This is a genomic window from Bradyrhizobium sp. I71 (genome assembly GCF_022354745.1).
Taxonomy (GTDB): domain Bacteria; phylum Pseudomonadota; class Alphaproteobacteria; order Rhizobiales; family Xanthobacteraceae; genus Bradyrhizobium; species Bradyrhizobium liaoningense.
The window spans coordinates 5,976,941-6,003,857 of the sequence record NZ_CP059398.1 but is presented as its reverse complement, the minus strand read 5'-3'; the positions used below and the strand labels follow the sequence as shown (position 1 = coordinate 6,003,857).

Sequence of the window (26,917 nt, the reverse complement as noted above, 5' to 3'; positions counted from 1 at the left end):
GCGTCTATGATATGGTTGAAACCATGACCCGCATTCCCAATTTTGCCGATGTCGCTTTCGAGCGAGCCGCCACTGCCGCGCCGTCAGGCAGCGCCGAACCGTGGCTGACGCCCGAGGGCATTCTGGTGAAGCCCACCTATGGCGAGGCCGATCTCGCCGGGCTCGATTTCCTCGAGACATATCCCGGCATCGCGCCGTACCTGCGCGGCCCCTACCCGACCATGTATGTCAATCAGCCCTGGACCGTCAGGCAATATGCCGGCTTCTCCACGGCGGAGGATTCCAACGCGTTCTACCGACGCAACCTCGCGGCGGGGCAGAAGGGCCTCTCGGTCGCATTCGATCTCGCCACCCACCGCGGCTATGACAGCGATCATCCGCGCGTCGGCGGCGACGTCGGCATGGCCGGCGTCGCCATCGATTCCATCTACGACATGCGCACGCTGTTCGCGGGGATCCCGCTCGACCAGATGAGCGTGTCCATGACCATGAACGGCGCGGTGCTGCCGATCCTCGCGCTCTACGTCGCCGCCGCCGAGGAACAGGGCGTACCGCCGGAGAAACTCTCGGGCACCATTCAGAACGACATTCTGAAAGAGTTCATGGTGCGCAACACCTACATCTATCCGCCGGCGCCCTCGATGCGGATCATCTCGGACATCTTCGCCTACACCTCGCAGAAGATGCCGAAATACAATTCGATCTCGATCTCCGGCTATCACATGCAGGAGGCCGGCGCGACGCAGGACCTCGAGCTCGCCTACACGCTCGCCGACGGCGTCGAATATCTGCGCGCAGGCCTTGCCGCAGGGCTCGACGTCGACCGTTTCGCTCCGCGCCTGTCGTTCTTCTGGGCGATCGGCATGAACTTCTTCATGGAAGTCGCCAAGATGCGCGCAGCGCGCCTGCTTTGGGCGAAGCTGCTGAAGCCGTTCAACCCGAAGGACCCGCGCTCGCTCTCGCTGCGCACGCACAGCCAGACCTCTGGCTGGTCGCTGACCGCGCAGGACGTCTTCAACAACGTGATGCGCACCACCGTCGAGGCGATGGCGGCCACCCAAGGCCACACCCAGTCGCTGCACACCAACGCGCTCGACGAGGCGCTCGCCTTGCCGACGGATTTTTCGGCGCGCATCGCGCGCAACACCCAGCTCTTCCTGCAGCAGGAGAGCGGCACCACCCGCATCATCGATCCCTGGGGCGGCTCGTATTACGTCGAACGGCTGACGCGTGACCTCGCCGCCAAGGCGTGGGGCCATATCCAGGAGGTCGAGGAACTCGGCGGCATGGCGAAGGCGATCGAGGCCGGCTTGCCGAAGCTGCGCATCGAGGAGGCTTCCGCCAAGACGCAGGCGCGGATCGACGCCGGCAAGCAGGCGGTGATCGGCGTCAACAAGTACAAGCCGACCGACGAGGACAGAATCGAGATCCTGAAGGTCGACAATTCCAACGTCCGCCGCTTGCAGATCGACAAGCTGACGCGGCTGAAAGCCGAGCGCAACCAGAAGGACGTCGATGCCGCGCTCGCGGCGATCACGCGCTCGGCCGGCGAAGGCAACGGCAATCTGCTCGCGCTCGCGATCGATGCGGCGCGGGCCAAGGCGACTGTCGGCGAGATTTCGGACGCGATGGAGAAGGTATTCGGCCGGCACCGCGCCGAGATCAAGTCCATTACCGGCGTCTACAAGCGGGAGGCGTCCAGCATGGGCAACCAGGTCGAGAAGGTTCAGGCGCTGATCGACGCGTTCGAGGAGGCGGAAGGCCGCCGCCCGCGCATCCTGGTCGCCAAGATCGGCCAGGACGGCCACGATCGCGGCCAGAAGGTGATTGCGTCTGCCTTTGCCGACATCGGCTTCGACGTCGACATCGGGCCGCTGTTCGCCACCGCCGACGAAGCCGCGCGGCAGGCGGTCGAGAACGACGTCCACATTCTCGGCGTCTCCTCGCTCGCCGCCGCCCACCTCACCGCCGTGCCCGAATTGAAGGCCGCGCTGAAGAAGCAGGGCCGCGACGACATCATGATCATCGTCGGCGGCGTGGTGCCGCCGCAGGACTACGACGCGCTCTATGCCGCCGGTGCTGAGGCCATCTTCCCACCGGGCACGGTCATCGCGGAGGCGGCTGAAGAACTGATCCGCAAGCTGAACGCACGGCTCGGCCATAGCGAGGCGGCGGAGTAGATGATAGACTGGCCGCAACCGGCCAGGTGTGTCCATGACACGTGACGAGATCATCGCTGCCATACGCAAGAACGCCGATGCCATCAAAGGCAAGGGCGTATCCAGGCTTGCCATTCTTGGCTCGCGGGCCGACGAAGATTACAACAGCGACATCGACATTCTGGTCGAGATCGAACCGGATACGTCTTTTTCACTGCTCAAGCTGATCGATGTCGAAAACATCATCGAAGATGCGACCGGCTTGCAAACGCAGGCAACCGTTCGCCGCTCGACGTCCCCCCGCTTTGCGCCGCACAGCGCTGACGACATTGTCGAAATACTCTGACGCTCACGCAGGAGCACTATCCTTGAAATTCGTCGCCGGTTTGAGCGTCGCCCTGGCGTTGAGCGCAACATGCGTGTTTTCCACCCATGCCGCCGAGCCCAAACCGGACACCGTCGTCAAGACCAAGAGCATCGAGGCGCGCGTTTTCCTCGACGACGGCATCAAGGCGAATGCCGCGCTCACGGCGAATTGCTTGGCGGAGGGCAAGAAATGGCTCGACAAGAATGCGGCCGAGGCCGCGGCCTCGCGCAAGGAGGATCCGCAGTTCTTCAAGGACGGAGGCTGGGACTTCGAGCGCAAATATGAGATCCGCTCGGTGGTCGCCGACCGCTACGTCAGCATCCTCCGCAACGACTACATGAACACCCGCGGCGCGCATCCGAACTCGGACGTGAACACGATCCTTTGGGACAAGGCCGACAACAAGCGCATCTCGATCCGCCCGTTCTTCACCGAGACCACCGATAACGGGACGACCATGAAGGCGATTGTGAAGGCCGTGACCGCCTCACTCAAGGCCGAGAAGACAAAGCGCGGCACCAGCGAGACCGCGACTGACGAGTGGTTCAAGGAGTTGAAGCCGAGCCTGCTCAGGATCGGCGCGGTGACGCTCGCGCCCTCGACCGAAGCTGGCAAAAGCTCCGGCCTGACTTTCCACTACCCGCCCTATGCTGTCGGCCCCTACGCCGAAGGCGAATATGTCGCTTTCGTGCCGTGGGAAACGCTGAAACCCTACCTGACCACTGAGGGCACCCGCATCTTCGGCGGCACGCGGCCGAAGGGCGACGCGGACGGGCAGTGAGCTAACCGGATCGCGGGCTGCCCCGAGCCAATGCCCGCGCAAGTGAATCCGTCCAATCGGGAATCCAGGAGGCAAACAGGGCCTGCCAGCGATCGGCATCCGCAGGCTCCGTCTCGAGGGCGACCGACCATTCGATGAGGGTGCGATCGTCCGCGATGATCGGGCGCAGATGCATGGTGCCTTGGTAGCGCGCCGGCGCCGGGCACCGGCCGCTGTCATCATGCGGATATGGCAGCGTGTCGAGACCGGCATAGGTCAAGGTGTGCTTCTGGTCCGAGTGATCGACCAGACGCTGACGGATCCAGTTTCCGAGATAGCAGAAGCGCCTGATGGCGCCGACTTCATCGCCGCGCTTGTCGTCTTCGATCACGCTCTCGCTCACCCCGTCGATATAGGCGGGATAGTTGTTGAAGTCGCGGATCAGCGACCAGACTTCGTCCAGCGGGTGGTCCAGCACGGCGCTGTAATAGGCTCGGGTCATCGGTGGCTTGCCTTCGGTTTCCGTTACGCGCTGAGGTTGGCTGCTCGCGCGGGCAAAACCCACCCGGTTTCCGACTGCCCATCCGATAGCCATCCAACTTTCAAGCATGACGCGACAATCTCGTTGGTAGCGCTATCTTGCGGCGGCTCCGCAAAGCCGACTAGAATGCCGGCATTGACAAGAGCGCCCGGCGTCACGGGCGCCGCTGGGAGGATTCATGTCCAAGATTACGCGCCGCACCTTTGCGGCCTCAACCGCCGCAGTCGCCGCATCCGCCGCCTTCGGCTTCAAGCCCGCGCTCGCACAAGCCTATCCGGCCCGGCCGGTCACCGTGATCGTGCCCTGGGGCGCCGGCGGTGGCACCGACGCGACGGCGCGCATCGTTGCGGCGCTGCTGGAGAAGGACCTCGGCCAGCCCTTCAACGTGGTCAACCGCACCGGCGGCTCCGGCGTGGTCGGCCATAGCGCGATCGCGACCGCCCAGCCCGACGGCTACACCATCGGCATGCTCACGGTCGAAATCTCGATGATGCACTGGCAAGGCCTGACCGAGCTGACGCCGAAGAGCTACACCCCGCTGGCGCTGATGAACGAGGACCCTCCGGGCATCCAGGTCTCATCCTCCTCGCCCTACAAGACGGTCAAGGAACTCGCCGATGCGATCAAGGCGTCGCCTCCCGGCAAGTTCAAGGCCTCCGGCACCGGCCAGGGCGGCATCTGGCATCTGGCCCTGGTCGGCTGGATGCAGGCCATGGGCCTGCCTGCCAATCAGGTCGCGTGGGTGCCCTCGAACGGTGCGGCGCCGGCGATGCAGGATCTCGCCGCCGGCGGCCTCGACCTCACCACCTGCTCGGTGCCCGAGGCGCGCGCCATCATCGAGGCGGGCAAGGCCAGGAGCCTCGCCATCATGGCGCCGGCCCGCAACCCGATCTTCAAGGACGTGCCGACGCTGAAGGAGGCGATGGGCATCGACTACGCGACGGGCGCCTGGCGCGGCATTGCCGGGCCAAAGAACCTTCCGCCGGAGATCGCAACGAAGCTCACCGCGGCACTGAAGAAGGTTTACGATTCCGCCGAGTACAAGGACTTCATGAGCAATCGCGGCTTTGGCACCGTGTGGGGCGATGCCGCTCACTTCGCCAGCTTCATGGACAAGGGCGACGCCCAGATGGGCCAGGCCATGAAGGCGGCAGGCCTGAGCAAGGCGTGATGTTTCATTGCTCTGGCTGAGATGATACCGGCCGCAGTGCTGAGCACTCCTTCACCTCTCCCCGCGCGCGGGGAGAGGTCGAATTCGAGCAAAGCTCGAGTTCGGGTGAGGGGGACTCTCCGCGAATCCAACTCTCTCCGTCCCCGCGGAGACTCCCCCTCACCCCGACCCTCTCCCCGCAGGCGGGGAGAGGGAGAAGACTAGGACTCTTTCATGCGTCTTCCCGACTCCGTGACGGGATCGTTTCTCGTCGTGCTCGGCGCAGCAGCTGCCTATGGCGGCTGGATCCTGCCGCCGGTGCCGGGCCAGCCGGTCGGCCCCAACGTGTTCCCGCTGGTGATCGGCTGCGGCCTTGCACTATGCGGGCTCGCGATCGTGTTCGGCATCGGCCGTTCCTTCGAGGAGGAGGAAGCGCTGGTCCCGCTGGAGGACGGCCAGGCAGCTGCCCCGCCACCGCAGGGCAAGCTCTACGGCCTGCGCGCGCTGCTGCCGCCGGCGTTGCTGCTGTTCTACGTCGCGGCGGCCGACCGGCTTGGTTTCATCATCACCGCGGCGATCATGGTCTACGTCACCTCGACCGCGCTCGGGGCCAGGTGGAAGCTGGCCCTGCCGCTCGCGGCGCTCTCGCCCTTCGCCATCCACCTCATCTTCGGCAAGCTGCTCCGCGTGCCGCTGCCCGCCGGCCTGTTGCCGGCGCCCTGGTAATCCCATGCTGAAAACCCTGATCGATGCGTTCGCGCTGATCTCCACCTGGGAGGTCATCATCGCGATGTTCGCGGCGTCCGTGTACGGGCTCGTGATCGGCTCGCTGCCGGGCCTGTCGGCGACGATGGCGACCGCCCTGCTCGTCCCCGTCACCTTCTATCTCTCGCCGATCGCGGCGATCGCGACCATCGTCGCGGCCTCCTCGATGGCGATCTTCTCCGGCGACATTCCCGGCGCGCTGCTGCGCATTCCCGGCACGCCCGCTTCCGCCGCCTATGCGGACGAAGCCTACGCGATGACGCGCAAGGGCCAGGCCGAGCTCGCGCTCGGGGCCGGCGTGTGGTTCTCGGCGGTCGGCGGCATCGCCGGCGTGCTGTCGCTGATGATCCTGGCGCCGCCGCTCGCCGAGATCGCGTTGTCGTTCTCGACCTTCGAATATTTCTGGCTGGCGCTGCTCGGCCTGATGTGCGCCACCCTGGTTGCGCGCTCCTCGCCGGTGAAGGCGATCGCCGGCATGTTCATCGGCCTGCTCGTCGCCTGCATCGGCATCGAGAATCCCGGCGGGGTCCCGCGCTTCACCTTCGGCCTCACCGATCTGTTCGGCGGCATCGAGCCGATCCCGGCGCTGGTCGGCGTGTTCGCGGTGGCGCAGGTGATGCGCGCGATGCTGACGCCCGAGCCGCCGCCGCTGCCGCGCCGAAAATTCGGAAGCATCCTGGCCGGCCAGTGGAAGCTGACGAAGCTGTATCGCTGGCAGATGACGCGTGGGAACATCGTCGGCATCATCATCGGCGTGCTGCCCGGCGCCGGCGCCGACATGGCCGCCTGGGTCTCCTACGCGATGTCGAAGCGCTTCTCCAAGGAGCCGGAAAAGTTCGGTACCGGCCATGTCGAGGGCCTGGTCGAGGCCGGCGCCAGCAACAACGCCAGTATCGCCTCCGGCTGGGTGCCCTCGCTGCTGTTCGGCATCCCCGGCGACACCATCGCCGCGATCGCGATCGGCGTGCTCTACATGAAGGGTCTCAATCCCGGCCCGACGCTGTTCACCGAGAAGGCGTCGAGCATGTACGCGATCTATCTGATGTTCATCATCGCGAACATCATGATGATCCCGCTCGGCATCGCCATGATCCGGGTCGCGGCCTACATCCTGCTGGCGCCGCGATCGGCCATCATGCCGGTCATCATGCTGTGCTGCGCGGTCGGCTCGTTCGCGATCGGCAACAACATGTTCGGCGTCGTCACCGTCGCCGCCTTCGGCGTGATCGGCTACGTCATGGAGGCGAACGGTTATCCCGTCGCGGCCATGGTGCTCGGCATCGTCATGGGCACCATGGTCGAGCAGGCCTTCGTCACCTCGCTGATCAAGTCCGACGGCAGCATCCTGCCGTTCTTCGAGCGGCCGGTCGCGGCGATCCTCGCCGCCATGGCGATCGGCGCGCTGCTTTGGCCGGTTATGGTGTGGGCGTGGCGGAAGCTGAAACCGGCGCAGACTGCGGCAGCAACATCCCGGTGATATGGCGCGGGCGGCCCTCGCCTGCCCCGCCGGGCCGTTGTAAAGCAGGGCATGACTGAGAAGAAGGCTTCGCTGGACATCAAATCCCTCGCCCGCGACTTGCGCGCGGGCAGCCGCGCGGCGCTCGCCCGCGCCATCACGCTGGTCGAGAGCCGGCGCGGCGATCATCAGGCGCTAGCGCGCGAGCTGGTGCAGATGCTGCTGCCCGACACCGGCAAGGCGTTTCGCGTCGGCATCACCGGCTCGCCCGGCGTCGGCAAATCCACAACCATCGACGCGCTGGGGACGTATCTGATCGAGCAGGGCCACAAGGTCGCGGTGCTCGCGGTCGATCCGTCCTCGGCACGCAGCGGCGGCTCGATCCTCGGCGACAAGACGCGGATGGCGCGGCTGTCGGCCTCGAGCGATGCCTTCATCCGCCCCTCGCCGTCCTCGGGCACGCTCGGCGGCGTCGCGGCGAAGACGCGGGAGGCGATGCTGCTGTGCGAGGCGGCCGGCTTCGACGTCGTGCTGGTCGAGACCGTCGGCATCGGCCAGTCCGAGACCGCAGTCTGCGACATGACGGATTTCTTCCTGGCGCTGATGCTGCCGGGCGGCGGCGACGAGCTGCAGGGCATCAAGAAGGGCCTGGTTGAACTCGCCGACATGATCGCCATCAACAAGGCCGACGGCGACAATCTCAAGCGCGCCAACATCACCGCCGCGGATTATCGCGGCGCGCTGCACATCCTGGCGCCGAGATCCGAGCATTGGCACCCGCCCGTTGTCACCTATTCGGCGCTGGCCGGCACCGGCATCGCCGAGCTCTGGCAGAAGGTTTTGGACCACCGCAAGGCGATGAATGCGTCCGGTGATTTCGCCGCGCGGCGGCGCGACCAGCAGGTGAAGTGGATGTGGTCGATGCTGGAGCAGCGCATGCTGGCAAGGTTGCGGAGCGAAGCGTCGGTGCGGACCAAGGTCCGGAAGATCGAGGCCGAGGTCGCCGAGGGCCATCTCACGCCGGCGCTCGCCGCCGAGCGCATTCTGGAGTTGCTGCAATGACCGGGCCCCGCATTCTCCTCACCGGCTTCGGGCCATTTCCGGGCGCGCCCTACAATCCGACCCAGGCGCTGGTGGCGCGGCTGATGCAGTTGCGCCGGCCGGCGCTCGACGATGTCGAGCTGTCGAGCCACATCTTCCCGGTCACCTATGCTGCCGTCGACCGGCAATTGCCGGACGTGCTCGCGACGGCGAAGCCCGACGCGCTTTTGATGTTCGGCCTCGCGGCGCGCACGCCCTATCTGCGGATCGAGACCCGCGCGCGCAACGCCGTGACCATGCTCTGGCCGGATGCCGCCAACACCCGTTCGAGCAAGCGCGGCATCGCCGGCCATGCAGATGCGATGACGTTCGGCTCGCACACCGCGAGGCTGCTGCGCGCCGCGCGCCTCACCGGCATCGACGCGCGCCCCTCGCGCGATGCCGGTGCCTATCTCTGCAATTACCTGAGCTGGCGCGCGATCGAGAACGTCAGGTCGGGCGGGCCGAAGCTTGCGGCCTTCATCCACATTCCGCTGCTGGCACGCGGCGGCGCCGTGCGGCGCAAGGGCGCAGCCCGGATCACGCTGGAGGAGCTTGTGGATGCGGGGGAAGCGATGCTGATGGAGATGGTGCAATTGGCAAGGAAGGCGCGGAACACCTCGGTCTCGTAGGGTGGGCAAAGGCGCGCTTGCGCCGTGCCCACCATGCATCCGCATTCGCGGCGATAATGGTGGGCACGCTTCGCTTTGCCCACCCTACGGCACCGTCTTTGCGGTAAACATTTAACCCTACTGCCAACAATCCCGGCGCCACCGGCTGCCCTGCGCTACCTAGTCTCCGCGGACATCCCGCGTCCGCCGGAGGACGCGTCATGGACCTCAATCGCCGCCATCTCATCGGAGCTTCGACCGCGGGCATCGCCGGCGCGCTGGCCATGCCGGCCGACGCTGCGCGCGCGGCGCCGCTGACGTCCCTGCTCGGGCGCGACGCCACGCAATACGGCGTGCGGCCCGGCAGCAGCGAGGATCAGACGCGAGCGCTGCAGCGTGCGATCGACGAGGCTGCGCGGGCGCAAATGCCGCTGGCGCTGCCGCCGGGCGTCTATCGCAGCGGATTGTTGCGGCTGCCGAACGGGTCGCAACTGATCGGCGTGCGCGGTGCGACCAAGCTGGTCTTCACGGGCGGGGCCTCGATGATCCAGAGCGACGGCTCCGATGCGATCGGCCTCACCGGCATCACCTTCGACGGTGGCAACATTCCGCTGCCGACCCGGCGGGGCCTGATCCATGTTCTCGGCGGACGAGATGTGCGCATGGCGGATTGCGAGATCACGAAATCGGGCGGCAGCGGCATCTGGCTCGAGCAGGTCGCGGGCGACGTCTCCGGCAACATCTTCACCAACATCGCTCTGACTGCGGTGGTCTCGTTCGACGCCAGGGGGCTCAGCGTCTCGCGCAACACCATCATCGGCACCAACGACAATGGCATCGAGATCCTGCGCACCGCGATCGGCGATGACGGTACGCTGGTCGCCGACAACCGCATCGAGGACATCAAGGCCGGCCCCGGTGGCTCCGGCCAGTACGGCAACGCCATCAACGCGTTTCGCGCCGGCAACGTGATCGTGCGCGGCAACCGCATCAGGAATTGCGACTATTCGGCGGTGCGCGGCAACTCGGCCTCGAACATCCACATCACCGGCAACAGCGTCAGTGACGTGCGCGAGGTCGCGCTCTATTCGGAGTTTGCGTTCGAAGCCGCGGTGATCGCCAACAACACGGTGGATGGCGCCGCCGTCGGCGTCTCCGTGTGCAATTTCAACGAAGGCGGCCGCATCGCCGTGGTCCAGGGCAACATCATCCGCAATCTGATCCCGAAGCGGCCGATCGGCACCGCGCCGGACGACGATGCCGGCGTCGGCATCTACATCGAGGCTGACACATCGGTCACCGGCAACGTGATCGAGAACGCGCCGTCCTACGGCATCGTCGCCGGCTGGGGCAAATATCTGCGCGACGTCGCGATCACCGGCAACGTGATCCGCAAGACGCTGGCCGGCGTCGGCGTCTCGGTCGTGCCGGGCGCGGGCACCGCGCTCGTCAACAACAACATGATCTCGGAAACGCCACGAGGCGCCGTGGTCGGGCTCGACCACGCGCGGGCGGTGACGTCGGATCTGTCGGCCGAAGGGGCGCAACGCTTCGCGCAGGTGCTGGTCGGCGGCAATGCGGTGCGGCGGTAAGTGCGCGGCCGGCAGACGGGCCGTGCATCCTTCGAGGCTCCTTATGGGACGCGGGGCGTCCCATGCCTCGCACCTCAGGCCGCGCCAAGAAGGAAGCGCTCATTCGTTCGGATTGGAATTCGGTGAGCCAGCTCGCGCGGCGACACGCGGGAGCGCCTAGGTCGAAGAAGCAGGCTTGATGTGGCGGCGGATGGGCCGCGCATCCTTCGAGGCTCGGCATGAGACGCGTCGCGTCCCATGCCTCGCACCTCAGGATGACCGGGCGAGGGAGGCGGCCGACTCTGCTCGGGCCTCACCCACCGCCTTAGAACGCGTTTCTGAGCAGCGGGTATTTGGCTTGGAGACCGTCGAGGCTGAAGGTGAATTCGACGACGCGCTCGGGGGCTGCGACGATTTCGGCGGCGGGCGGGGCGAACTGCGGGAGGAGCGCCGCCATCGCCGCAGGCGCCGCCTTCGGCAGCTTCGCGGCAGGCACCGCGAGCGGCGGCCTCACTTCGGGCGCGGTGAACGGCGTCATGGCGGCGGGCGCAAGGGGTGATCTCACGGCAGGTGCGCTTAGCGGCGCCCTCGCAGCGGGAGCCTTGAGCGGCGGCATCTCGGCGGGGGCGGTAAACGAAGCTACCGCGGCAGGTGCAGTGGGCGGCGCCATCGCGACGGATGGCAACACCGCCGCGATCGGCGCCTCGGTGATCTCCGCGAGCACGTCCGGCTTCTGATCGAGCCTGACCGCCACAGCGGTCTCAGGCGCGATGTGAACGGCCTTGGGCTGGACGGTCTGCGCCTGCTGCTCGCGCGGTGCCATGCGGGGCATCGTCGCCGGCGACCAACCGAATGCGGGCATCACGCTTGCAGCCGCCTCGGCGACGTCCCCGCCGGTTGCGAGCGCGCGCCAGGTCTGGACCGCACGCTTGGCTTCCTGGATGTTTTCAAGGAATTCGATCTCGGAATGATACCGGCGCCAGCGGCCGGTCTCGAACATCTCGGAGAGATGTTGCAGGCGCTGTTCGGCGAGAGCGCACCAGCGCGCCGCGATGGCGCGGCCAGCGACTGCGTCGCGAACGAACTCTTGGCGATGTGTCATGAACCAGCCCGTCAGGAAAAAATACGGACGCGGGGGACGCAACGCACACGAATCAATTTAGACGCGACATGAATATTTTGTGGAAAAGATTTGACTTGTCCAGCAGCGACACGGCATTCGTCATCAAATACCGTAGTCCTCCGGAAATTTGCTGGGTTTTCGAGTCAAGCTTCGCACAAGCATAACGGAGTTGCGGCGCGTTGCGCGCGCGACGGCAACGGACGTCTGCGGTGATCCTCAACCGCAAGCTGAACGAATGCGACGCTTCAAAAGATCGGATGCCCAAAGCTCCGGTTCCGATTGAATCAGAACCGACGCTCTGGATTCTTGGTTTGACGCGTTTTCTTCCCGCGAGCCGGCGCCCACTTCGCTCAAGTACGCGCTGAAAAGAAAAGACCCGTCCGGGGGGACAACCGGACGGGTCAAGCCATATGGGCGCTTGGGGTGGATGGGCGCTCGCGCCTGATATGACTGATGGGGAGGGATGACCGCTCCCACATCAGTTGGTCGTGGCAGCTGGCTGAACGTTCAATGCGAGGGTTCGCTTTTTTGAGCTTCGGCCCGCGCGCATCCTTGTCGCAGCCGCTATCTCGCCGCCGGCCTATCTGCCTGAGAAACCGCGGACTTTTCGTCCGAGCCCGACAACGACGGTTGCTCGATCGCACGGCTGCCGGGCTCGCCGCGACGCTTCTCGGCATCTTCACGTTTTGTTGTATCGGACGCAGCCGCAACCGGCGTCGCGCTGTCGGCGGGAACGGCCATGACCGCGGCAAAGGCGTCGGCCTGACCGTCGCCGAAAAGGTCGTCGCGTCCGGGTGAGCCGAGGTCGCGCGCGGTCTTCGCCAGCGTCATGCGCAGCACCTCCGGCTTCAAGGCGTGGTTGCGCTCGAGGAGCAGCGCCGCAACGCCGGAGACATAGGCGGCCGAGAACGAGGTTCCCGACGTCATCTGGTACTTGCCGGCGGGTGCCGGCAGGAAGATGTCGACGCCGGGGGCTGCGACCGCGATGAAGTTGCCGCGGTTGGAGGCGGAGAACAGCCTGTCCTGCTGATCCGTCGCGCTGACCGCGATCACATTGGGATTGGCAGCCGGATAGAGCGGCGGCGATTTCGCGCCGGCATTGCCGGCGGCCGCGATCAGCACAAGGCCGCGTGCGGCCGTCGCCGCGATCGCACGCTCGATGATCGCGTCCTTCGGGCCGGCAAAGCTCATATTGACGATCTGCGCGCCGTGCTCGGCGGCGTAATTCAGCGACCGCAGGATGATGTAGGACGAGCTCTCGGCGCCGCCGTTGGCGCCGCCGAAGGCCCGGATGGCGATGATGCGCGCCTCGGGCGCGCTGCCCATCAGGCGGGCATGCGCCACGATGGCACCGGCGATGCCGGTGCCGTGGACGTGCGGCCCCTCGGCACTGCCGAGCGCGTCGAAATGATCGGCGACGGAATTGGCGAGTTCGGGATGCTTGGCGTCGATGCCGGAGTCGATCACGGCAACCGTGACGTTGGCTCCGTGCGCCAGCGCATGCGCCTGCGGCAGGCGGAGTTTTGCCAGCGCATATTGCGCGGGATCGCCCTCGACCGGTACGGACGATTTCTGGTCCTGGAGCACGTAGCGGAAGTTCGGCTGGGCGGAGCGCACGCTGCCGTCGGCCGCGAACTCGCGCCGTACCGTCTCGGCAGGCCGGCCGTCGGTGATGCGGAACAGGCCGAACGTCGCCCCGATCAGCGGAAAATTCTCGGATGCGACGCGCGCGAGGCCGTGGCGACGCGCAAGCTCATCGGCCTCCGTCACCGACAGACTGCCGTCGATCTCGGCGACGAATTCGTTGGCAAAGCTGCGCTGGTTCACCGCGACCGGCGTGTTGTTGCCGCGCCCCTTGCGGGCGCTCTTCTTGTTGCCCGATTTTCCACTGCCCTCGCCGCCCGCGTTCGCCTGTGCCAGGCATTCGCCGTCGGCAGCCCGATAGGGCGCCGTGCAGGCCGGATAGAGGTTGGGGGAGTAGCGCGCATAGGGCAGCACCGGCGTCAATCCGATCCGCGCCGAAGGAATCCGGACGGCCGTAATCGGACGCGGGCCGCGGTCGACCGACACCGCCCTGGCGGATAGGGTCGGGCTGACGCGCGGAGCAATGCTCGGGGAGATCGTCGGCGTGCGCGAGGGAACGCTGATCGTGGGCGTACGCATGATCGCCTGCGCCTGCGCGACCTCGACGCCGAGACAAGAGGCGAGCAGAAGCGCGGCTCCGATGGATGAAGCGCAGGCCCCCGCACGCACCCTGCTCTCGGAATTGCCCGTCATCGGCTCAGCGGCGCGCCTAGGGCGCCGCGACGGCGAGGTTGACGACCTTCTCGCGCTGCATCCTGCCGAGCAGCGAGGCGAGCTCGTCCTGGCTCATCGCCTTGTCGAACTGGAGGCGGAATATGCCGCCCTTGGCGTCGCCGATGATCGAAGCCTGATAGCTGTCGAGCAGCGCCGTGATGTCGCCGACGCGCGCCTCCGGCGTGAATCGCACCAGCGCGCGCGCCGGCGCGGCCGTACTGCCAAGTTCGCGTGTAATCGGCGCGCCGGTCGAGAGCGAAGCCGTCTGGAAGGTCGCCGGCTGGTTTCTCATCAGCACGGCGCCGATGATTCCGGCTTGCAGCACGAGTGCGACGGCGCCGAGGCCCGCCGACCACGCCAGCGTGCGCGGCGACAGGCTCGCAAAGAAGGTCGAGATCCGCGCCGACAGCGGCAACGAGCCGCTCTCCCGTGCCGGCTCGGCGTCGATCGCGGCGAACAGCTTCTGCATCGCCCGCGCCGACGGAGCCCCCAGGCTCTCGTTCAGATGGATGGTCTCTTCGTACTCGCCGCGGATCGCGGCATATTGCCTGGCGAGCTCGGGATCGCGCGCCAGCGCTTCCTCGACGCGGCGCGCATCGCGCGCGCTCAGCGTACCGGCGGCGTGCCACGGCAGCAGCAGTTCAATTTCACTGGGCTCTTGCTCCAGCATCTTCTTGCTCAATGCCATCATGGCCAGCCTCGCTCAACGCCGGCTGCCTTCAGCAGTTCGGCCAGTTTCTTGCGCGCATAGAACAAGCGCGTCTTTACAGTGTTCTCGGGAATTCCGACGATTCCGGCCACCTCTTCCACGGACTTCTCGTGGTAGTAGACGAGATCGACGATTTCCCGGTGTTCCGGCGAGAGGCTGGTCAGACACTCCCGCAACGCCTCACTGGTGTCCTTCTTCTGCACCACCGTTTCCGGATCGTCGGACGTGTCCTCGATCGCGTTCGCGGCTTCTTCGTCCAGTTCGAAATCCTTCCTGCGCCGGAGCGCAGACAGGGCCTTGAATCGGGTGATTGCCAGCAGCCAGGTGGAAACCGCCGATCGGCCCTCGAACTTGCCGGCTTGACGCCAGACGTCGAGAAACACCTCGCTGATGAGGTCTTCCGCCGCCTGCTCGTCCCGCACGAGCCGCAGTCCGAACCTGTAAACCCTGACATGGTGCCGCCCGTACAGCACCTGCATGGCGAGCCGGTCACCTTGGGCGATCCTGGAGATCAGGACCTCGTCGGAAGCCGCCTGTGTCGCGCTCAATGGCCGTCTCGCAAGGTTGGTCGGGTCGATACGGCGCGCGGTTCGACGGGGGGTGCAAAATTGTTCAAATTACCGCAATCATCCGGGGGCCAGTGTGAGCTACCCCACATATGCGCATTTTTGTCGTCCCATCCGCAGCGATCAGCGGCGTCCATCCAGATCGGTAACATAATACTGAGATACTTTCCCTGCGGAAGACCTTTCCGGCACAGGCGCCGGCCTGGTCCGGTTCCATAGCAGCCCTGCACCAGGTTTGTCGCACCAAGCCCTGCTTTGGCTCGACCGCATCGCACACGATGCAGGATCGCCGGTAAGATCGCGCGATGGCTGATCATCTTGTTCCGTGCTGCAGGTTTCGGATTCGGTTCCAAAGGATACCAAACCTAAAGGCTTGCCACGTAGAATTTTGCGCTGACATCCACCATTGGCGGGACCATGAGCACGGCCGCGACGTCCTTTCCCGAGAGGAATGCCGCAGAGGCCGCGGACCTCGTCCTCGCGCCTGAGGCGGCAGCCCCCGAAGTCAGGGCGCGCCGGGCCCGGCAGCGCCGCCAGATGTATATGGGCCAGGTCGCGAGCTACTCGCTTGGCGCCTCGGTCCTGCTGCTCTACGCCTATGACGGCACGATCTCGATGGGCGTTCCGTCGCTGTTCTGGATCGGCGGCCTCCTCATCATCGGTACGTTCACGGTGCTGTCCGAAGCCGGCTTCGGCGACCGGTTCGAGGATCATTACCTCACCGTGTATCAGATCTCGGCGCATATGGCGCTGCAACTGGTGTTCCTGCTCGCGGTGCCGACCGTCGGGGTCGCGTTCCTGGCCGTGTTGTTCCTGATCTTCGCGTTCGGCACACTGCGTATGACGTCGGGTCAGGCGATGCTCACCTGGGGCCTTGCCACCTGCGGGCTCGCCGCGGTCTTCCTGGGATCGGACCTTCCGATCGGACTGCCGGTCACGACCCGGCTGCAGCGAGCCGCCTCGATGCTCTGCTTCGTGCTGGTGATCGGCCAGTGCGCCTTCCTCGGCCTGTTCGGCGCCACCCTGCGCAAGATCCTGTACCGGCGCAGCATCGAACTGAAGGCGGCCTATCAGCGCATCGAGGAACTCGCCGAGCTCGACGAACTCACCGGCGCCTACAACCGCCGCTGCATCATGCGGCTTCTCGACGCCGAGATCGAAAAGTCGCGGCAGGCATCCACGCCGTGCGCGATCGCGCTGATCGATCTCGACTGGTTCAAGCGCATCAACGACGCCTACGGCCATCCCGTCGGCGACGAGGTGCTGCGCACCTTCGCGATCACCATTTTCGCCAACATCCGCCCGGCCGACAGTTTCGGCCGATACGGCGGCGAGGAATTCCTGCTGCTGCTGCCGGGCATGTCGGGCGACGCCGCGCAGCGCATGCTGGAGCGGTTGCGCGGCATCGTTGCCGATCTCGACTGGAGCGCGTTCTCTCCGGGCATGCGGGTGACCATTTCCGCGGGCGTCGCGACGCTGCGCGACATTGATACTGCCGACACATTTCTCGCGCGCGCCGATCGCGCGCTCTATTCCGCCAAGGCGCAAGGGCGCAACTCTATTGTGACGAGCTGACCAATCCATTTTCTCCCGGCGCGGCAGAAGCCGTTGCAGGGCCGAACGCTCCAGGACAGGGCAATGAGATCCAGATCCCCAAGACCATCCGAAAACCTGCTCGAGGAATTGCAGGCTGCCCTCACGCACGGCACCGTTGCGCGCCGGGTCGAGACGCTGCGCCGCGTCACCGATCTGTTCGTGGGCAACGCAGTAGACTATTCCGACGACCACATCCGCGTGTTCGACGACGTGTTCCAATGCCTGGTCGGGCAGATCGAGACGTCGGCCAGGGCGCTGCTCGCCGAACGCCTCGCACCGATCGCGGCTGCGCCGCCGAAAATCATCCGCACGCTCGCGCTCGACGAGGTCATCGAGGTCTCCGGCCCGGTGCTGTCGAAATCGGAACGGCTGGACGAGGCGACCCTGCTCGAGATCGCCCGCACCAGGGGCCAGGCGCATCTCAAGGCGATCTCGCTGCGGCGGATGCTGTCGGAAGCGCTGACCGACGTGCTGGTGACGCGCGGCAACGAGGACGTGGTGCAGTCGACCGTCAGGAATCCGGGCGCGCGGCTTTCCGAGGGAAGTCTCACCGAGCTCGTCATCCGCGCCGAGCGCGACGACGACCTCGCCGGCTGCATCGGCCTGCGGCCCGACCTGCCGCGCCATCACTATTTGAGGCTGGTCGCCAAGGCATCCTCGAGCGTGCGCAGGAAGCTTGCGGCCGCGCATCCCGAGCTTGCGGACGAAGTCTCGAGCGTAGTCCAGCAAGCGGCCCAACGGGTTCGCGCTGCCGCCATGACGAAGCAGACCGAGATGGCCCGCGCGCTGGTGAAATCGCTGCACGACGACGGCCGGCTCAACGAGTTCCAGGTCACAACCTTCGCCGAGCAGGGCAAGTTCGACGAGACCAATGCGGGGTTGGCTGCACTCGCAGGCGTCGCGGTCGAGACGGCCGAGACCATGATGATCGAGAGCCGTACCGAAGGCGTGATGATCCTCGCCAAGGTCGCTGGCATGCAATGGTCGAGCGTGCGCGCCATCATCGCCATGCGCGAGAAGCTCTCCGGCGGGTCGCAGACCGACATTCTGACGCTGCGCGACAGCTATGAGGCGCTGCGCCCATCGACCGCGCAGCAGGTGCTGCGCTTCCACCGCATGCAACTGGGCGCGACGCCGGCGGCGTGAAGCCGCGGAATCCTAGTATCTTAGGACCTTCGATCCCACCAGCGCGCCGATCGCGGTCACCAACGCGGTCGCGAGCGTGTACCAGGTCGCGACGAACAGGGGCGAGTCGTCGGTGCAGTGCGAGGCATAGAGGGTCGCGGCGAGGCCGGCCGACACCAGCCCGGCGAGTGCACCAGCCAGCGCGGGGCTTGACGGCGCGCCGTGGCGCAGGCCGAACAGCGCCCCTGCAAGCAGCGGCAGCGACATCACAGGGATCGCGACCAGGCACACCCGGGAGTTCTTGCCCATCAAGCGCATCGTCATCGGCATGGCCGGGGCCATCATCGCCTCGCTGCCGATCGCAACCGCCAGCAGCCCGACCGGCAGCAGCAGCAGCCAGCCCCAGCCGCGCAGCAGGGCTTCGGGACGCGACAAATGCAGGCTGACGATGATCGCGGGGATTGCGAGCGACAGCGTCACGGCGAACTTCATGTCGAAGAACGGGTTGTGCATGGCGCTCATCACGTCGGCGCGCACGCCGAGGAATGTCGCGAAAACCAGGATCGACAAGGGCGCAGCCACCAGCAGCGCCATGGTCAGCACGGCGCCGACGCGTGGCGCGCGGTGCGCGTTGTCGGCTGCGAGCGAGCGAATGAGTTGATCGGTGTCCATGACTAATGGTCCCGCAGTTTGGCCGTCAGCGCCGCAAGTCCGCGATGCAGCGCGACCCGCACCGCACCCTCGCTCATCGAAAACTTCGCCGCCGTATCCTTGATCGAGGCGGCCTCGACCGCGATCGATTGCAGCACGTCGCGCTGACGCTGCGGCAGCGTGCCCAGTTGGGCGGCGACCTCGCCAGCCGACGCGGTCTCCTGCGGCACCTCGCCCGGCAGCGTCTCGGCGAAATCGTCGATGTTGACGAACACGCGCTTGCCGCGCCGGCGGAGCGCGTCGATCAGCTTGTTGCGGCCGATCGCAAACAGCCAGGGTGCGAAGGGAGCCTCGCTGTCCCAGGTGTGCCGTTTCAGATGCACCGCCAATAGAATCTCCTGCACGACGTCCTCGGCCTGGTCGGGAGGCTGACCTGCCCGCGCCAACCCTCGCCTCGCGGCAGCGCGCAGCACCGGCGTGATTGCCTTCAACAGGCGATGATAGGCCGCGTCATCGCCAGCCATGGCCGACCGCATCAGGCCGGTCCATTCGTCCTCACGTCCGCGCACCCGCGCCCCTCACCATGCAATTCGGCCGCTCTTTCAATTTGTTACGCGGACACCCATCACATCACGAATTCGTGATGCGCGATCGAACGACGCGATCAATTCGGCCGCAGAGATCCCTGACGGCTCATAACACCGATCGGCCCGTACCGCATCCGGCGGCAACAATGCAACGCAATTTGCCCCGTTTTTGCCGGGTCTAGCCCGAAGATTCCCATTTTCTGCCCCGGTGTCGTCACGCCCCGGGGTCTCTGTTCGCTGCCGGGACGGGCGGAATTGGGGAGATCGTCAACATGATGAAAGCCAGCGCACGCGCGGTCCTGATTGTCTTGGCCGGGCTTTTCTTGCTGTTCGGAGGCATTGCACAGGCGGCGCCGATTTCGGCCGCAAGCAACAAAGCGGACAGCGCGGACCAGCAGGCCGACACGGCCAAGCACCGGCGCCAAGACTCGCGCCGCACCAGCAGCAGCAAGACGACGCAGAAATCCGACGACAAGGCCGACAAGAAGGGTGCCGCAGCAAGGGCGGACGAGGGCAGGAACGGCAACAAGTCAGGCAGTGAGGTGCCGGTGTCGAGCCAGATGCCGCCGGAGGTCGCCAATGCCAACGCGCAGTTCGCCCCGGATACGCCGACCGCGGCTGCCGCCTCCGCGATGACGAACCGCGCCAACGACAATGTCCAGGCTGCAGCCGATAATACCAACGTCGCGCCAGCCGAAAGCCAGGTCGTCGCGCCCGATCAACTCAACGACATCGATCGCGCCCTGCAACAGGAGACGCCGGGGCAGAAGGCGGTGATTGCCGCGACCGAGGCACAGCCGCGGCCAGCGCCGGTGATGGCAAGCAGCCATCAGAGCTCGGCCTGGGACCAGAGCTCCCTGATCGGCAAGATCTTCATCGGCGTCGGCACGCTGCTGACGCTGGCGTCCGCCGCGCGGATGTTCATGGCGTGATTGGCGGCCGCTTCCCGGCCCCGAGTACCGGCCTGACGGACCTCGTCCGGAACGCGCCCCTCGTCGCGTTCCGGCGGCCTGCAGCCCCTTGAAGCCCATCGCGCCAGCGGGCACATTGCCCACCCAATCAAAAGCGTGGGTGGAGCATGAGCACGTTCGAACACATCATCGTCGAAAGCAAAGGCGCGGTCGGTATCGTCAAGCTGAACCGGCCGAAGATGCTCAACGCACTCTCTTTCGGCGTCTTTCGCGAGATCGCCGCGGCGGTCGACGATCTCGAGGCCGATGATGCCATCGGCTGCATCGTCGTGACCGGCAACGAGAAGGCCTTTGCCGCCGGCGCCGATATCAAGGAGATGCAGCCCAAGGGCTTCATCGACATGTTCTCGGAGGATTTCGCCGCGATCGGCGGCGACCGCGTCGCGCGTTGCCGCAAGCCGACGATCGCGGCGGTTGCCGGCTATGCGCTGGGCGGCGGCTGCGAACTCGCCATGATGTGCGATTTCATCATCGCCGCCGACACCGCGAAGTTCGGCCAGCCCGAGATCACGCTCGGCACCATTCCCGGCATCGGCGGTACCCAGCGCCTGACGCGCGCGATCGGCAAGTCCAAGGCAATGGACCTCTGCCTCACCGGCCGGATGATGGATGCGGCGGAAGCCGAGCGCTCGGGCCTCGTCAGCCGCATCGTACCCGCTGACAAGCTCATGGACGAAGTGATGGCGGCAGCCGAGAAGATCGCCGCGATGTCGCGCCCTGCGGCCGCGATGGCCAAGGAAGCGGTGAACCGCGCCTTCGAGACCACGCTCGCCGAGGGCATGAGCGTCGAGCGCAACCTGTTCCACTCGACCTTCGCGCTCGAGGACCGCTCCGAAGGCATGGCTGCGTTCATCGAGAAGCGCAAGCCGGTGAACAAGAACCGGTAAGGCAAACCGGTCAGGCTGCTGTAAGGCTCTGCCGCGTTCCCGCAGAATGCTGTGACGGAGCTGCAACAAGCACGGATTTCATGGGGGTTTCCCCCGCGGCAGTTTGCCTGCGGGACCTCGGCTGGTTAAACAGCTAAGAGGACCGCCGTCGGCGGGGGCGGACAGCCGGGAATTCGCGGGAACATATGACTGGGCGTATCGCCAGAGCTGGTCGCGGGGTGACGCGGCACCGATCGGGCGTGGGTCCCGCGTTTGCGACATGGGCCACGCTGGCGCTCTCGTGCGCCCTGCCCTCCGCCGCCTGGGCCGAAGCTCTGCCGGAGGCGCTGGCCAAGGCTTACCAGACCAATCCGCAGCTCAATGCCGAGCGTGCGCGCCAGCGCGCGACCGACGAGAACGTGCCGCAGGCGCTCGCCGGCTACCGGCCGCAGATCGTGGCCAGCCTCAGCGCCGGCCTGCAATCGGTGCGCAATCTGTTGCCCGACAACACCATCCAGACCGCCAACCTGAAGCCCTGGATCATCGGCGTCACCGTGACGCAGACCCTGTTCAACGGTTTCCGCACCGCCAACAGCGTGCGGGCCGCCGAACTCCAGGTGCAGTCCGGCCGCGAAGCGCTGCGCAATGTCGGCCAGGGCGTCCTGCTCGATGCGGTCACCGCCTACACCAACGTGCTCGCCAACCAGTCGCTGGTCGAGGCGCAGCGCTCCAACGTCGCCTTCCTGCGCGAAACACTCTCGGTCACCCAGCGCCGCCTCAACGCCGGCGACGTCACGCCGACCGATACCGCGCAGGCCGAGGCTCGTCTCAACCGTGGCCTTGCCGATCTCAACGCGGCCGAGGTCGCGCTCGCCGTCAGCCAGGCGACTTACGCGCAGGTGATCGGCAATGCGCCATCGCAGCTTCGGCCCGCCGAGGCCGTCGACCGCTATCTGCCGAAGAGCCGCGAAGACGCCGTGACGATGGCGATCCGCCAGCATCCGGCGGTGATGGCGGCAAGCTTCGACGTCGATGTCGCCTCCACCAACATCCGCATCGCGGAAGGCACCCTGCTGCCGAGCGCCAGCATCCAGGGCAGCGCAAGCAAGAGCCGCAACAACGACCCGACACTAGGCACCTTCGCCGAAGACCAGGCCTCGATCGTCGCCAACGTCACCGCTCCGATCTACGATGGCGGTCAGGCTGCGGCGCAGACGCGGCAGGCCAAGGAGATCACGGCACAGAGCCGGCTCGTGCTCGACCAGGTGCGCAACCAGGCGCGCACGGCGGTGGTCAGCGCATGGGTTGCGAATGAAGGTGCCAAGGTCACGGTGTCGGCCTCGGAGTCCGAGGTGAAGGCGGCGACCGTCGCGCTCCAGGGCGTGCAGCGTGAGGCATCCGGCGGACAGCGCACGACCGTGGACGTCTTGAACTCGCAAGCCGATCTGATCCAGGCCAAGGCCCGCCTGATCGGCGCGCAGCGCGACCGCGTGATCGCCTCCTACACGCTGCTCAGCGCCATCGGCCATCTCGACGTCAAGACGCTGAACCTGAACACGCCGGACTATCTGCCCGAGGTGCATTACCACCAGGTCCGCGACGCCTGGCACGGCCTGCGCACGCCGTCTGGGCAATAGCAGCCGACGCGCGGCGTCTCCAGCGCTCTGCCCCCTCGCCGTCTTGACGGCGCCCGGTCGGACGCGTTGACCGCTCACGTCCGCTTGCGGGCCTTGTTGAGCAGCTATGCAGCCAGGCGCAGCAGCTGACCCGGCGGATCTGATACCGTCCCAGCCGCATTTCCAAAGAACGAAACAGGGAGAGAAGCCATGCACAGCCGACGCAGCATCCTGCTTGCCTCCCTTGCCGCCGGAGTAGCCATGACCAGCAAAGCCCGCGCCCGTGCGGCGCAACCCGCAACGCCGATCAATTTCGACATCCCGGCGCATGCCTGCGACTGCCACACCCACATTCATGGCGACACCCAGAGATTTCCGTTCTTCGCGGGGCGCGTCTATACGCCGGAGCCTGCGAGCCCCGAAGAAATGGCGGCGCTGCACAAGGCGCTGCATATCGAGCGCGTGGTGATCGTGACGCCGAGTGTCTACGGCACCGACAATTCGTCCACCTTGTTCGGCATGAAGGCGCGTGTCGCGACCGCGCGCGGGGTCGCCGTGATCGACGACAAGACCACGGAAACCGAACTTGATACCATGCAGGCGGAAGGCTTCCGCGGCATCCGCATCAATCTGGCAACCGGGGGCATCAACGACCCCAATGTCGGCCGCGCTCGCTTCACCACGGCCGTCGAGCGCATGAAGGCGCGCGGCTGGCATGTGCAGCTCTACACGACGCCGGCGATGATCTCGGCGATCAAGGATCTCGTGCTGGCGTCGCCCGTGCCGGCCGTGTTCGACCATTTCGGCGGGCTCGAGGCCTCACTTGGGCTGGAGCAGCCGGGATTTGCCGACCTGATCGCCCTCGTCAAGTCCGGGAAGGCCTATGTGAAGATCTCCGGCGCCTATCGCTCGTCGGAGCGCGCGCCCGACTATCAGGACATGGTGCCCTATGCCCGCGCGCTGATCGCGGCCAATGCGGACCGCATCGTCTGGGGCACCGACTGGCCGCATCCGGATTCCAGCCGCGTCGAGGGACGCAAGCCCACCGACATCGCGCCTTTCTATCAGATCGACGACGGCCGCCTGCTCAACCAGCTTCCGGTGTGGGCGCCGGATGCGGATGTGCGCAAGAAGATCCTGGTCGACAATCCGGCGCGGCTCTACGGGTTCTGACGGTCAGCGCGCGCGGCGGGAAAAGAACGAGATCAGGACCGGCAAGGTCACCAATATCACGAGCGGCGCCAGCATCATGCCGGTGACGACGACGACCGCGAGCGGCTTCTGCACCTGCGAGCCGATCCCCTCCGACAGCGCCGCCGGCAACAGGCCGACGCCCGCGACGACGCAGGTCATCAGCACGGGACGGAGCTGAAGCTCGCCGGTGCGGACCACCGCGCTCATGCGGTCCATGCCCTCTTCGATGAGCTGGTTGAACTGCGACAGGATGATGATGCCGTCCATCACGGCGATGCCGAACAGCGCGATGAAACCGATTGCCGCGGAGACGCTGAACGCCGTGCCGGAGATCAGCAGGCCCAGCACGCCGCCGAAGATCGCCATCGGAATCACGCTCATCGCGAGCAGCGTGTCGGTCATCGAGCCGAAATTGAACCAGAGCAGCACGCCGATCAGCGCCAGCGAGATCGGCACCACGATCGACAGCCGCCGGATCGCGTCCTGGAGATTGCCGAACTCGCCGACCCACTCCATGTGCGAGCCCGGCGGCAGCTGCACCTGCTCGGCGATCTTGTCCTGTGCCTCGCGGATGGCGCTGCCGAGATCGCGCTCGCGCACCGAGAACTTGATCGGCAGATAGCGCTCCTGCTGCTCGCGATAGATATAGGCCGCGCCGGAGACGAGGCTGATGGTGGCGACCTCGCTAAGGGGAATCTGCGTGACGGTGCCGTTCGGCCCGGGCGCGCCGATCCGCAAATTCTGGATCGCCTCGGCACTCCGGCGGTATTCCGGCGCGAGGCGAACGATGATCGGGAAGTGGCGATCGCTTCCGGGCTCATAAAGGTCGCCGGCGGTGTCGCCGCCGATCGCGACCTTGATGGTGGCGTTGATGTCGCCCGGCGCAAGGCCGTAGCGCGCGGCCTTGGCGCGGTCGATGTCGATCTGGATGGTCGGCTGCCCGAGCGAGGTGAACACGGCAAGGTCGGTGACGCCCTGTACGGTGGCCAGCACCGATTTGATCTTGTTGGCGGTGTCGGTCAGTGCCTGGAGGTCGCTGCCGAACAGCTTGATCGAGTTCTCGCCCTTCACGCCGGAGACGGCTTCGGAGACGTTGTCCTGGAGATATTGCGAGAAGTTGAACTCGACGCCGGGAAAGCGGTCGTCGAGCTGCTTGAGCAGCTGCGCGGTCAGCTCTTCCTTGTCGCGCGTGCCGGGCCACTGGCTCACGGGCTTGAGCGGCGCGAAGAACTCGGCATTGAAGAAGCCGGCGGCGTCGGTGCCGTCATCGGGACGGCCGTGCTGCGACACGACGGACTCGACCTCCGGCCGGGCGCGGATCACCTTGCGCATCTCGTTGACGTAGCTGTTGCCTTCCTGGAGCGAGATGGTCGGCGGCAGCGTGGCACGGATCCAGAGATTGCCCTCCTCCAGCTTCGGCAGGAATTCGAGGCCGAGCAGCCGGCTGAGCGCCACCGTCGTCAGCACGAGGCCGACCGCACCGCCGAGGACGATGTTGCGATTGGCGACCGCCCAATGCAGCAGCGGCGAGTACAACCGGTGCAGGATCAGCATCACCTTCGTCTCGGTTTCCTCGACATGCGCGGGCAGGATGATCGCGGACAGCGCCGGCGTGACGGTGAAGGTCGCAAGGAGCCCACCGGCAAGCGCATAGGCATAGGTGCGGGCCATCGGCCCGAAGATGTTGCCCTCGACCCCGGACAGCGTGAACAGCGGCAGGAAGGCCGCGATGATGATCGCCGCGGCGAAGAAGATCGAGCGCGAGACGTCGGCGGCCGCGCTGAGGATGGCATGGCTCTTCATGCCGAACAGCGTCTCGGGCGATATGTGCTCGGATTCCGAGATCGGCGTCGTCTGCGTCAGGCGGCGGAAGATCGCCTCCACCATGATGACGGTGGCATCGACGATCAGGCCGAAATCGATGGCGCCGACCGACAGCAGGTTTGCCGATTCTCCGCGCAGCACCAGGATGATCACGGCGAAGAACAGCGCGAACGGAATCGTGGCGCCGACGATCAGCGCGCTGCGGAGATTGCCGAGGAATATCCACTGCAACAGCACGATCAGCAAGATGCCGACAACCATGTTGTGCAGCACGGTGTGGGTGGTGAGATCGATCAGGTCCTTGCGGTCGTAGATGCGCTCGATGCGCACGCCGGGCGGCAGAATGGTGGAGTTGTTGATTTGCTGAACGAGCTGCTCGACCCGCTTGATGGTCGGCGAGCTCTGTTCGCCGCGGCGCATCAGGACGATTCCCTGCACGATGTCGTCGGTTTCGTCGAGGCCGGCGATGCCGAGACGCGGCTTGTGGCCGACGGTGACGGTTGCGACGTCCTTGACCAGCACCGGATTGCCGCCGGTCTGCGCCACCATGGTGTTGGCGAGGTCGTCGATCGAGCGGATCAGGCCGACGCCGCGCACCACGGCCGATTGCTGGCCGATATCGACGGTGTTGCCGCCGACATTGACGTTGGAATTGCCGACGGCCTGGAGCAGTTGCGGCAGCGTCAGGCCATTGGCGACCAGCTTGTTGAAGTCGACCTGGAGCTCGTAGGTCTTGCTCTTGCCGCCCCAGCCGGTGACGTCGATGACGCCGGGCACGGCACGGAAACGGCGCTGGAGAATCCAGTCCTGAATGGTCTTGAGGTCGAGCACGCTGTAGTTGGGCGGGCCGACCAGGCGATAACGGAAGATCTCTCCGATCGGGCTGAGCGGCGAGATTTGCGGCTGCACGTTGCCCGGCAGCGGCGCGAGCTGCGCCAGGCGGTTCAGCACCTGCTGCAACGCCTCGTCATAGGTGTAGGCGAAGGAGAACTGGAGTTTGACGTCGGAGAGGCCGTAGAGCGAGATGGTGCGGATGGTCGTGAGGTTCTTCAGGCCCGCGACCTGGGTCTCGATCGGGATCGTGATGTAGCGCTCGATCTCCTCCGCCGACAGGCCCGGACTCTGCGTCACGATATCGACCATCGGCGGGGTCGGATCGGGATAAGCCTCGATGTTGAGCTGGTTGAACGCGATGAGGCCGCCGATCAGCACGGCGGCGAACATGCCGACCATCAGGAAGCGCCGGTCGACGGCGAGGGCAACGAGACGATCCATTCAGGTCAACGGCCTTCCCCCTCTCCCCGCTTGCGGGGAGAGGGTTGGGATGAGGG

At 66.1% G+C, this 26,917-nt stretch carries 23 protein-coding genes; 15 read left to right on the top strand and 8 right to left on the bottom strand.

The genetic code is table 11. The annotated features are described in order from the left end of the window. Nucleotides 1-23 precede the first annotated feature (23 nt). Genes scpA through FJV43_RS28730 form a run of 3 tightly spaced genes read left to right on the top strand, consistent with a single transcriptional unit; the run spans nucleotide 24 to nucleotide 3,307 of the window. The gene (scpA, locus tag FJV43_RS28740; RefSeq protein ID WP_239622372.1) at nucleotides 24-2,180 is read left to right on the top strand and encodes a methylmalonyl-CoA mutase; all 2,157 of its coding nucleotides are present in this window, start codon (nucleotides 24-26) and stop codon (nucleotides 2,178-2,180) included. Between the two features lie 34 nt (nucleotides 2,181-2,214). Beyond that, a complete protein-coding gene (locus FJV43_RS28735; RefSeq protein WP_239622371.1) occupies nucleotides 2,215-2,505 on the top strand; it encodes a nucleotidyltransferase domain-containing protein in 291 nt (96 codons plus the stop codon). Between the two features lie 22 nt (nucleotides 2,506-2,527). After that, on the top strand, nucleotides 2,528-3,307 hold the full coding sequence (locus FJV43_RS28730) for an RsiV family protein (protein WP_239622370.1): 780 nt from the start codon (nucleotides 2,528-2,530) through the stop codon (nucleotides 3,305-3,307). Between the two features lies 1 nt (nucleotide 3,308). Here the strand turns inward: FJV43_RS28730 and FJV43_RS28725 are convergent, their stop codons facing one another. Continuing rightward, complete coding sequence (locus FJV43_RS28725) at nucleotides 3,309-3,788, bottom strand: SRPBCC family protein (RefSeq protein WP_239622369.1); 480 nt, start codon at nucleotides 3,786-3,788, stop codon at nucleotides 3,309-3,311. Between the two features lie 217 nt (nucleotides 3,789-4,005). Here FJV43_RS28725 and FJV43_RS28720 point away from each other — a divergent pair, with 217 nt between their 5' ends. From FJV43_RS28720 to FJV43_RS28695, 6 genes are all read left to right on the top strand, one after another. Next, nucleotides 4,006-4,998 (top strand): tripartite tricarboxylate transporter substrate binding protein, encoded by a 993-nt coding sequence (locus FJV43_RS28720; RefSeq protein WP_239622368.1) that lies wholly within the window; start codon nucleotides 4,006-4,008, stop codon nucleotides 4,996-4,998. A gap of 213 nt (nucleotides 4,999-5,211) precedes the next feature. Next, complete coding sequence (locus FJV43_RS28715; protein ID WP_239622367.1) at nucleotides 5,212-5,703, top strand: tripartite tricarboxylate transporter TctB family protein; 492 nt, start codon at nucleotides 5,212-5,214, stop codon at nucleotides 5,701-5,703. A gap of 4 nt (nucleotides 5,704-5,707) precedes the next feature. Further along, entirely contained in the window at nucleotides 5,708-7,219 is a 1,512-nt protein-coding gene (locus FJV43_RS28710) for a tripartite tricarboxylate transporter permease (RefSeq protein WP_239622366.1), read from the top strand. 51 nt (nucleotides 7,220-7,270) lie between these two features. After that, a complete protein-coding gene (meaB, locus tag FJV43_RS28705; RefSeq protein WP_239622365.1) occupies nucleotides 7,271-8,260 on the top strand; it encodes a methylmalonyl Co-A mutase-associated GTPase MeaB in 990 nt (329 codons plus the stop codon). After that, nucleotides 8,257-8,910 carry a pyroglutamyl-peptidase I gene (locus FJV43_RS28700; RefSeq protein WP_239622364.1) on the top strand — a complete coding sequence of 218 codons (654 nt, stop codon included), beginning with the start codon at nucleotides 8,257-8,259 and terminating at the stop codon, nucleotides 8,908-8,910. The genes meaB and FJV43_RS28700 overlap by 4 nt, the downstream gene beginning before the upstream one ends. A 200-nt stretch (nucleotides 8,911-9,110) precedes the next feature. Next, entirely contained in the window at nucleotides 9,111-10,481 is a 1,371-nt protein-coding gene (locus FJV43_RS28695; RefSeq protein ID WP_239622363.1) for a TIGR03808 family TAT-translocated repetitive protein, read from the top strand. 304 nt (nucleotides 10,482-10,785) lie between these two features. On the opposite strand, the gene FJV43_RS28690 is transcribed toward FJV43_RS28695, so the two are convergent. The 4 genes from FJV43_RS28690 to FJV43_RS28675 form a co-directional block, all read right to left on the bottom strand. Continuing rightward, complete coding sequence (locus tag FJV43_RS28690; RefSeq protein ID WP_239622362.1) at nucleotides 10,786-11,562, bottom strand: TIGR03809 family protein; 777 nt, start codon at nucleotides 11,560-11,562, stop codon at nucleotides 10,786-10,788. A gap of 585 nt (nucleotides 11,563-12,147) precedes the next feature. Next, a complete protein-coding gene (locus FJV43_RS28685) occupies nucleotides 12,148-13,860 on the bottom strand; it encodes a S8 family serine peptidase (protein WP_239622361.1) in 1,713 nt (570 codons plus the stop codon). Between the two features lie 16 nt (nucleotides 13,861-13,876). Continuing rightward, a complete protein-coding gene (locus tag FJV43_RS28680) occupies nucleotides 13,877-14,572 on the bottom strand; it encodes a hypothetical protein (protein WP_239622360.1) in 696 nt (231 codons plus the stop codon). Beyond that, nucleotides 14,569-15,138 carry a sigma-70 family RNA polymerase sigma factor gene (locus FJV43_RS28675; RefSeq protein WP_239622359.1) on the bottom strand — a complete coding sequence of 190 codons (570 nt, stop codon included), beginning with the start codon at nucleotides 15,136-15,138 and terminating at the stop codon, nucleotides 14,569-14,571. Before FJV43_RS28675 ends, FJV43_RS28680 begins: the two co-directional genes overlap by 4 nt. 435 nt (nucleotides 15,139-15,573) lie before the next feature. Between FJV43_RS28675 and FJV43_RS28670 the strand changes: the two genes are divergently transcribed. Beyond that, entirely contained in the window at nucleotides 15,574-16,731 is a 1,158-nt protein-coding gene (locus FJV43_RS28670) for a GGDEF domain-containing protein (RefSeq protein WP_239622358.1), read from the top strand. A 63-nt stretch (nucleotides 16,732-16,794) separates the two neighbouring features. Next, on the top strand, nucleotides 16,795-17,898 hold the full coding sequence (locus FJV43_RS28665; protein ID WP_239622357.1) for a DUF2336 domain-containing protein: 1,104 nt from the start codon (nucleotides 16,795-16,797) through the stop codon (nucleotides 17,896-17,898). Between the two features lie 12 nt (nucleotides 17,899-17,910). Here FJV43_RS28665 and FJV43_RS28660 read toward each other — a convergent pair whose 3' ends face one another. Together FJV43_RS28660 and FJV43_RS28655 are read right to left on the bottom strand one after the other, a co-directional pair. Then, nucleotides 17,911-18,549 carry a DUF1109 domain-containing protein gene (locus tag FJV43_RS28660; protein WP_239622356.1) on the bottom strand — a complete coding sequence of 213 codons (639 nt, stop codon included), beginning with the start codon at nucleotides 18,547-18,549 and terminating at the stop codon, nucleotides 17,911-17,913. Nucleotides 18,550-18,551: 2 nt separating this feature from the next. Beyond that, nucleotides 18,552-19,097, bottom strand: a complete 546-nt coding sequence (locus FJV43_RS28655; RefSeq protein ID WP_239622355.1) for a sigma-70 family RNA polymerase sigma factor — start codon at nucleotides 19,095-19,097, stop codon at nucleotides 18,552-18,554. 290 nt (nucleotides 19,098-19,387) lie between these two features. Between FJV43_RS28655 and FJV43_RS28650 the strand changes: the two genes are divergently transcribed. The 4 genes from FJV43_RS28650 to FJV43_RS28635 all read left to right on the top strand — a co-directional run bounded on the left by FJV43_RS28650 (nucleotide 19,388) and on the right by FJV43_RS28635 (nucleotide 23,741). Then, nucleotides 19,388-20,047: a hypothetical protein gene (locus FJV43_RS28650; RefSeq protein WP_239622354.1), complete on the top strand. Its 660-nt coding sequence runs from the start codon at nucleotides 19,388-19,390 to the stop codon at nucleotides 20,045-20,047. A 146-nt stretch (nucleotides 20,048-20,193) separates the two neighbouring features. After that, nucleotides 20,194-20,973, top strand: coding sequence for an enoyl-CoA hydratase (locus FJV43_RS28645; protein ID WP_194388492.1), 780 nt, complete (start codon nucleotides 20,194-20,196; stop codon nucleotides 20,971-20,973). A 185-nt stretch (nucleotides 20,974-21,158) separates the two neighbouring features. After that, nucleotides 21,159-22,589: a TolC family outer membrane protein gene (locus tag FJV43_RS28640; protein WP_239622353.1), complete on the top strand. Its 1,431-nt coding sequence runs from the start codon at nucleotides 21,159-21,161 to the stop codon at nucleotides 22,587-22,589. Between the two features lie 189 nt (nucleotides 22,590-22,778). Beyond that, nucleotides 22,779-23,741 carry an amidohydrolase family protein gene (locus FJV43_RS28635; protein ID WP_239622352.1) on the top strand — a complete coding sequence of 321 codons (963 nt, stop codon included), beginning with the start codon at nucleotides 22,779-22,781 and terminating at the stop codon, nucleotides 23,739-23,741. Between the two features lie 3 nt (nucleotides 23,742-23,744). On the opposite strand, the gene FJV43_RS28630 is transcribed toward FJV43_RS28635, so the two are convergent. After that, on the bottom strand, nucleotides 23,745-26,861 hold the full coding sequence (locus tag FJV43_RS28630) for a CusA/CzcA family heavy metal efflux RND transporter (RefSeq protein ID WP_239622351.1): 3,117 nt from the start codon (nucleotides 26,859-26,861) through the stop codon (nucleotides 23,745-23,747). Nucleotides 26,862-26,917: the final 56 nt, after the last annotated feature.

Coding starts and splice junctions, on each gene's coding strand:
- FJV43_RS28735 (WP_239622371.1), top strand. CDS start 2,215: ATGACACGTGACGAGATCATCGCTGCCATACGCAAGAACGCCGATGCC.
- meaB (WP_239622365.1), top strand. CDS start 7,271: ATGACTGAGAAGAAGGCTTCGCTGGACATCAAATCCCTCGCCCGCGAC.
- FJV43_RS28670 (WP_239622358.1), top strand. CDS start 15,574: ATGAGCACGGCCGCGACGTCCTTTCCCGAGAGGAATGCCGCAGAGGCC.
- FJV43_RS28695 (WP_239622363.1), top strand. CDS start 9,111: ATGGACCTCAATCGCCGCCATCTCATCGGAGCTTCGACCGCGGGCATC.
- FJV43_RS28715 (WP_239622367.1), top strand. CDS start 5,212: ATGCGTCTTCCCGACTCCGTGACGGGATCGTTTCTCGTCGTGCTCGGC.
- FJV43_RS28720 (WP_239622368.1), top strand. CDS start 4,006: ATGTCCAAGATTACGCGCCGCACCTTTGCGGCCTCAACCGCCGCAGTC.
- FJV43_RS28635 (WP_239622352.1), top strand. CDS start 22,779: ATGCACAGCCGACGCAGCATCCTGCTTGCCTCCCTTGCCGCCGGAGTA.
- FJV43_RS28630 (WP_239622351.1), bottom strand. CDS start 26,861: ATGGATCGTCTCGTTGCCCTCGCCGTCGACCGGCGCTTCCTGATGGTC.
- FJV43_RS28685 (WP_239622361.1), bottom strand. CDS start 13,860: ATGACGGGCAATTCCGAGAGCAGGGTGCGTGCGGGGGCCTGCGCTTCA.
- FJV43_RS28660 (WP_239622356.1), bottom strand. CDS start 18,549: ATGGACACCGATCAACTCATTCGCTCGCTCGCAGCCGACAACGCGCAC.
- FJV43_RS28700 (WP_239622364.1), top strand. CDS start 8,257: ATGACCGGGCCCCGCATTCTCCTCACCGGCTTCGGGCCATTTCCGGGC.
- FJV43_RS28640 (WP_239622353.1), top strand. CDS start 21,159: ATGACTGGGCGTATCGCCAGAGCTGGTCGCGGGGTGACGCGGCACCGA.
- FJV43_RS28710 (WP_239622366.1), top strand. CDS start 5,708: ATGCTGAAAACCCTGATCGATGCGTTCGCGCTGATCTCCACCTGGGAG.
- FJV43_RS28725 (WP_239622369.1), bottom strand. CDS start 3,788: ATGACCCGAGCCTATTACAGCGCCGTGCTGGACCACCCGCTGGACGAA.
- FJV43_RS28650 (WP_239622354.1), top strand. CDS start 19,388: ATGATGAAAGCCAGCGCACGCGCGGTCCTGATTGTCTTGGCCGGGCTT.
- scpA (WP_239622372.1), top strand. CDS start 24: ATGACCCGCATTCCCAATTTTGCCGATGTCGCTTTCGAGCGAGCCGCC.
- FJV43_RS28665 (WP_239622357.1), top strand. CDS start 16,795: ATGAGATCCAGATCCCCAAGACCATCCGAAAACCTGCTCGAGGAATTG.
- FJV43_RS28645 (WP_194388492.1), top strand. CDS start 20,194: ATGAGCACGTTCGAACACATCATCGTCGAAAGCAAAGGCGCGGTCGGT.
- FJV43_RS28680 (WP_239622360.1), bottom strand. CDS start 14,572: ATGATGGCATTGAGCAAGAAGATGCTGGAGCAAGAGCCCAGTGAAATT.
- FJV43_RS28690 (WP_239622362.1), bottom strand. CDS start 11,562: ATGACACATCGCCAAGAGTTCGTTCGCGACGCAGTCGCTGGCCGCGCC.